This is a genomic window from Mesorhizobium sp. M7A.F.Ca.CA.004.06.1.1 (assembly GCF_003999135.1).
Classification (GTDB): Bacteria; Pseudomonadota; Alphaproteobacteria; order Rhizobiales; family Rhizobiaceae; genus Mesorhizobium.
Genome location: NZ_RZPQ01000403.1, coordinates 1 through 5,336, shown reverse-complemented (window position 1 = coordinate 5,336; position 5,336 = coordinate 1). Strand labels below are relative to the sequence as shown.

Annotated in this window: 5 protein-coding genes and 1 pseudogene; 3 read left to right on the top strand and 3 right to left on the bottom strand. The window is 64.7% G+C overall.

Going from position 1 to position 5,336, the window contains the following annotated elements; translation table 11 throughout:
• Positions 1-114 precede the first annotated feature (114 nt).
• Positions 115-1,206, bottom strand: a complete 1,092-nt coding sequence (locus EN906_RS21740; RefSeq protein ID WP_127267071.1) for a COX15/CtaA family protein — start codon at positions 1,204-1,206, stop codon at positions 115-117.
• Positions 1,207-1,404: 198 nt separating this feature from the next.
• On the opposite strand from EN906_RS21740, the gene EN906_RS21735 reads away from it, so the two are divergent.
• On the top strand, positions 1,405-1,620 hold the full coding sequence (locus EN906_RS21735) for a DUF2842 domain-containing protein (RefSeq protein WP_013532215.1): 216 nt from the start codon (positions 1,405-1,407) through the stop codon (positions 1,618-1,620).
• A 15-nt stretch (positions 1,621-1,635) separates the two neighbouring features.
• Here EN906_RS21735 and EN906_RS21730 read toward each other — a convergent pair whose 3' ends face one another.
• On the bottom strand, positions 1,636-2,694 hold the full coding sequence (locus EN906_RS21730; protein WP_127267070.1) for a polysaccharide deacetylase family protein: 1,059 nt from the start codon (positions 2,692-2,694) through the stop codon (positions 1,636-1,638).
• 91 nt (positions 2,695-2,785) lie between these two features.
• Between EN906_RS21730 and EN906_RS21725 the strand changes: the two genes are divergently transcribed.
• Together EN906_RS21725 and EN906_RS21720 are read left to right on the top strand one after the other, a co-directional pair.
• On the top strand, positions 2,786-4,009 hold the full coding sequence (locus tag EN906_RS21725) for a GNAT family N-acetyltransferase (RefSeq protein ID WP_127267069.1): 1,224 nt from the start codon (positions 2,786-2,788) through the stop codon (positions 4,007-4,009).
• A 4-nt stretch (positions 4,010-4,013) separates the two neighbouring features.
• On the top strand, positions 4,014-4,850 hold the full coding sequence (locus EN906_RS21720) for a GNAT family N-acetyltransferase (protein WP_127267068.1): 837 nt from the start codon (positions 4,014-4,016) through the stop codon (positions 4,848-4,850).
• Positions 4,851-4,896: 46 nt separating this feature from the next.
• Here the strand turns inward: EN906_RS21720 and EN906_RS21715 are convergent.
• A pseudogene (locus EN906_RS21715) lies at positions 4,897-5,336 on the bottom strand (tyrosine-protein kinase family protein); the annotation flags it as partial.

The following is a 5,336-nucleotide window of genomic DNA, read 5'->3' as shown; positions in this document are numbered from 1 at the left end:
ATGGCATCATGAGGACGACAATGCGGTCGAGGAGAACCGCGAATTGTCGGTCGTCAAGGCGATCCGGGCGGTACGGGCAAGCTTCTGATCCGGACCCGGTAGATCAGCTCAAGATCAGCCCCTGAGCGCTATTCCCGCCGGCAAGGGACAAGCACCCTTGGTGCCGCGCCAATGGGCGGCTGCAAACCCCAGGACGACGAGCGCAAATCCCTGATGGGTCAGCGCCAAATGCAGCGGCACATGCATCAGCAGCGTGCCGATACCGATCGAAGCTTGGACCAGCACCAGTAGAAACAGCAGCGTCGCGCGCCGCGCATGCGTTGTTTCAGGCAGCCGCCGGCGCGTGGCGATCATGTGCCACAAGGCCACGACGAAAACCGTGTAGGCGCCAAGCCGATGGACGAACTGCACCGTCTTCGGGCTCTCGAAGAAGTTGCGCCATGCCGGCTCGAGGATCAGCAGATCGCCAGGGATGATCTTGCCGTCCATCAACGGCCAGGTGTTGTAGCTCAGGCCCGCATCGAGCCCGGCTACCAGGCCGCCGAGATAGATCTGGATCAGCGCCAGCAGCACGATGAAGCCGGCCAGCCTCTGCGTCGACCGATCGGCGGCGGGTTCGGAATGCGGCGCCAATCCTCGCGCGACCACCATGGTGGCGGTGAAGATCAGCGCGGCGAGTGTCAAGTGGGTCGCCAGCCGGTACTGGCTGACGGAGACCCGGTCGACCAATCCTGAAGCCACCATCCACCAGCCGATGGCGCCTTGCAGGCCGCCGAGCAGGAGAATGCCCACCAGCTTCGCTCCCAGGCCGCGCTCGATGCGGCGCGTCGCCCAGAAGAACAGCAGCGGCAGGGCAAAGACCAGGCCGACGCTGCGCGCCAGGATGCGGTGCGCCCATTCCCACCAGAAGATCGACTTGAACGCCTCGATGCTCATGCCCTTGTTGAGCTCGGCATATTGCGGGATCTGCTGATAGAGCTGGAATTCCTCTTGCCACTCGGCATCGTTGAGCGGCGGGATCACGCCGTGGATCGGCTTCCACTGCGTAATCGACAGGCCGGAATCGGTGAGCCTGGTGGCGCCGCCGACCAGCACCAGCGCAAACAGCACCAGAAGCACCACATAGAGCCAGCCGCGCAGCAGCGCCCGGTTATGCAGGTCGCGGTCGCGGGCGACGTATGGCGCGGCAGCTGATATGGCAGCCATGATCTTGTCCCGGCAGGTTGATTTGGCGGATTGGTGGACCATCGCACCCGTGCTGGCAAGACCATACGGCGCGGCACGCCGTCGCGCCGCGTCTCACCGGTTGCACAGTCTCGCCTCAAGGCCTATGCGAGGCCGATACCCCATGAGCCTGCCAGGCCTCTTGTGCGAATTCCGGCATGCTCGATCAGGAGACCAGCCATGCCCCTGCGCCTGAAAAAGCTGATCGGAATGTTTCTGCTGGTGGCGCTGGTCATCATCTATGCGCTGGTCGCATCGATCTTCGCGGTCGCCCGGCTGTCGGAGTCGGGTCCGTGGGTGCATTTCCTGTTCTTCCTGCTCAGCGGCCTGCTGTGGGTGCTGCCGGCGATGGGCATCATCAAATGGTTGATGCTGGAGCCGAGGGCCAAGCGCTAGGCGAAACCGCCAGCGTTAGATGGTGACAACCATCTTGCCGGCGTTGGCGAGCGGCGTCGTCACGCCCGACAGCATGGTGCGGATGTGGGCGAGGCTCTGGTAGCGGCCGTTGACGGAAATGCGCGGCAAGGCGTGCAGGAACCCGGCATGCTCGGCGCGCAGCACGCCGTGGCGCGTCGTCACGGCGGAGATATAGCCTGCATCGCGGGCAAAACCCACTTCGCGGCAGCCGACAGCGCTGGCATAGCCATAGGGATAAGCGAAATGGCGGGGCATTTCGCCCAGTTCGGCCTGCAACATGGCGCGCACGGCGCCAACCTCGTGCCGGGCATCGGCTTCGGAGAGCCGCTTCAGATTGCTGTGGTTGATCGTATGGGCGCCGATCGTCACCAGCGGATGCGCGGCGATGCGACGGATTTCATCCCAGCTCATCAATGTGCGCAAGCGTGGGCCGTCGGCGTCGATGCCGTTTGCGCGAGCCAGGTCACGCAACACGGCCTGCAGGTCCTCCTCGCGGATTTCCGAGGTGAGATAGGCGTGCAGGCGTGCATTGGCCTGCAGCTTCTTCGCGGGGGTCGAGCAATCGATCGCCAGCGGACCATTCGGCCGCGTCAGCGTCAAGGTATCGCGCGCGTTGACGATGTCCTCGACAACGTCCCACCACAGGTCTGCTGTGCCGTTGATCAGCCCGGGTGCGACATAGATGGTGATCGGCGCGCCATGCTTCTCCAACACCGGCAGCGCCTCGACCATGTTGTCGCGATAGGCGTCGTCGGCGGTGATGGTGGCAAACTGACCGCCCTTGCCGCCTGCCTTGATGCGCTCAACGGCTTCGTCCATGGAGACGAAGGCATAGCCATGCGCCTTCATGTCGGCGATCATGGCGTCAAGGAAGCCGGGCGCGATATTCAGATGCCGGTTGACGCTGTCCGGCTTTTCCGGCGTCGCGGTAACACGGTGCAGCATCAGGATGGCGCCGATGCCGCCGATGAACGGCTTGGCCAGCGGTGCAAGGCCGGTATAGCGGGCGACGTTCAGCGCCAGTTTCCGGATTGCCTCCCCGCCGTCGATCATTCATTCACCTTTTGCGCCTAGGCTGATCCAAGCACGGAATGCGCCTATGCGAACCCCCAAATCGCGATCAATACGTCCTAAGGATTGAGGTATGGTTGACGCAACCGCGTCATTTGACGGCAATCGGCTTGCGGCGACCGAGGCATCGTCGCGCGCCTTGCCACGGGACCATGCCGGCCTGTCGATTTCAGTGGCGTCCACGGACGGACTCGCGGCCTATGCCGAGTTCTGCCGCTCGGCCCTGTTTGGGCCGGCGCAGAGTGCTGCCTGGGTCCAGAACTGGGCGACCGAGACACGACCGGACCTGCTCGTCGCGACGCTGAGTGCCGAGGGCAAACCGGTTTTCTCGCTGGCGCTGGAGGTTGCCGCCAGGGGGCCGTTCCGGATCGCCCGCTTCATGGGTGGGCGCCACGCCAACGGCAACTTCGTCGCCGCGGACCCGAACTGGCTGGCCAAAGCGGATATACCGGCCCTCCGATCGGTGCTGGCGGCCATCGCCAAGGCACGCCCGGACATCGATCTGGTCGCGCTCGAGCGGTTGCTGCCCGATCTCGACGGCGTCGCCAATCCGCTCGCATCGCTTGAGCATTTTTCCAGCCCCAACCTGTCGCTGGCCGTCGATCTCGCCGGCGGCTTCGATGCGCTGCTTTCCCGCGCCAGCGGCAAACGCAAACGCAAGAAGCACCGGTCGCAGATCCGGAAATTCGAGGCCGTAGGCAGCTATCGGCGCATCGGGGCCCGCACCCCCGACGAGGTGGGCAGGCTGCTCGACGCCTTCTTCGAGATGAAGGAACTCCGCTTCCGCAAGATGGGCATCGCCAATGTTTTTGGCGACGCACAGGTACGCGGCTTCTTCCGCGCGCTGTTCATGCAGGCGCTTGCCGAGGACAGGCCTTCCTTCGTGCTGCACGGGCTCGAGGTTGCCGGCAAGCTGCGCGCCATCACCGGTTCAAGCCGCTTGGGCAAACGCCTGATCTGCGAATTCGGAGCGATCGCCGAGGACGATCTTGGGCACGCCAGCCCCGGCGACTTCCTGTTCTTCGACAACATCCAGGAAGCCTGCGAGACCGGTTTCGAGGTCTATGACTTTTCGGTCGGAGATGAGCCTTACAAGCGGCTGTGGTGCGATATCGAAACGCGGCATTTCGAAGTGCTGGTCCCCTTGACCGTGAAGGGCCGCATGCTGGCGCTGACGCTTCGGCAAGGCGCACGGCTGAAGGCCTTCGTCAAGAACAGCCCGACGATCTGGAAGCTGACCAAAGTGCTGCGCCGCAAAGCCGCCGGCCAGGCAGCGCCCGCGGAAGAAGATAGCTGACGCCATGAAGCCGATCATCCGCACACTGTCCCTGCAGGAACTGGCGCTTCTCGTCGACTGGGCGGCCGCGGAAGGCTGGAACCCAGGTCATGAAGACCCGGCGATGTTCCAGGCCGCGGACCCCGAAGGCTTCATCGGCGCCTTTGTCGGCGACGACATGGTCGCGGCAATTTCGGCCGTGGCCTATGGAAGCGAATTCGGTTTCATCGGCCTCTACATCTGCCGGCCTGACATGCGCGGCATGAGCTACGGCAAGGCCGTGTGGGACGCCGGCATGAAAAGGCTCTCGGGCCGGACTGTCGGCCTCGACGGCGTCGCCGAGCAGCAGGCCAATTACCGGCGCAAGGGCTTCGCGCCGGCCTATGAGACCATCCGCTTCACCGGGCGCATGGCAGGCCAGCCGGTCAGGGCCGATGGGTTGCGGATGATTACGACGCAGCTCCTGTCCGGCATCGTCGCCTATGACGCCCATTGCTTTCCGGCGCCCCGAGGCACCTTTCTGAAGCGATGGCTGCAGGAGCCGCATCATGGGCTAGCGGCGATCGGTTCGCGCGGCGTGACCGGTTTTGGCGTGGCGCGCCGCTGTCGATCCGGCTTCAAGATCGGCCCGCTGTTTGCCGACGACACGGAGATCGCTTTGCAACTCCTGGAGGGGCTGGCCGGTGCCTGCGAGGGCGGCGAGCTGCACATCGACGTCCCCGCCGATAACGCCGGCTTCATAACTGCGCTCGATGCGGCCGGCTTTGCGCCGACCTTCACCACCACGCGCATGTACAAGGGGCCTGCCCCGGAATTGGACCTGCGAAGGGTGTTCGGCGTAACGACGCTTGAACTGGGATAGATCGGGCGAACCGCAGAACGGCCCCGCCGGCGATCCGGGGCTCCCCTCAGGCAGCGGCAGTGCGCCTTCTCGGCACCGGATTGCCGGGCGGTTCGTGGCCGAGCGGCGTCACCAGCGTCAGGTCGGGGTAGCCGTTCTCGATCAGCTTGACCGCAGCCTGCGTCACCTCATCGTCGGCCTCCAGCATGGAGAGAAAGACCTCGGTGGCATCGCCGGTCAGGCGGCCGATGCCTTGTGCGTCGGCCGGTCCGCACTCGACCACGACCAGGTCGTAGGCTGTCGTCAGCGACTGCATGATGATCGGCAGCCGGTCGGCGGCACGCATGGCACGAACCGGATCGGCGGTTCCGACCGGGATGACGTGACAGTCCGAGTAGAGATCGGCATGGATGACGTCACTGAACTGCGCTTCCGAAGCGAGCAGGTTGGTGATGCCGGGGAAAAGCCCGCTGTCCAGCATCGGCCGCCTCGCGGCCGATGCTGGAC

What these genes read in the sequence shown, in the direction of transcription:
- EN906_RS21725 (WP_127267069.1), top strand. Translation starts at nt 2,786, where the DNA reads ATGGTTGACGCAACCGCGTCATTTGACGGCAATCGGCTTGCGGCGACC.
- EN906_RS21730 (WP_127267070.1), bottom strand. Translation starts at nt 2,694, where the DNA reads ATGATCGACGGCGGGGAGGCAATCCGGAAACTGGCGCTGAACGTCGCC.
- EN906_RS21720 (WP_127267068.1), top strand. Translation starts at nt 4,014, where the DNA reads ATGAAGCCGATCATCCGCACACTGTCCCTGCAGGAACTGGCGCTTCTC.
- EN906_RS21740 (WP_127267071.1), bottom strand. Translation starts at nt 1,206, where the DNA reads ATGGCTGCCATATCAGCTGCCGCGCCATACGTCGCCCGCGACCGCGAC.
- EN906_RS21735 (WP_013532215.1), top strand. Translation starts at nt 1,405, where the DNA reads ATGCCCCTGCGCCTGAAAAAGCTGATCGGAATGTTTCTGCTGGTGGCG.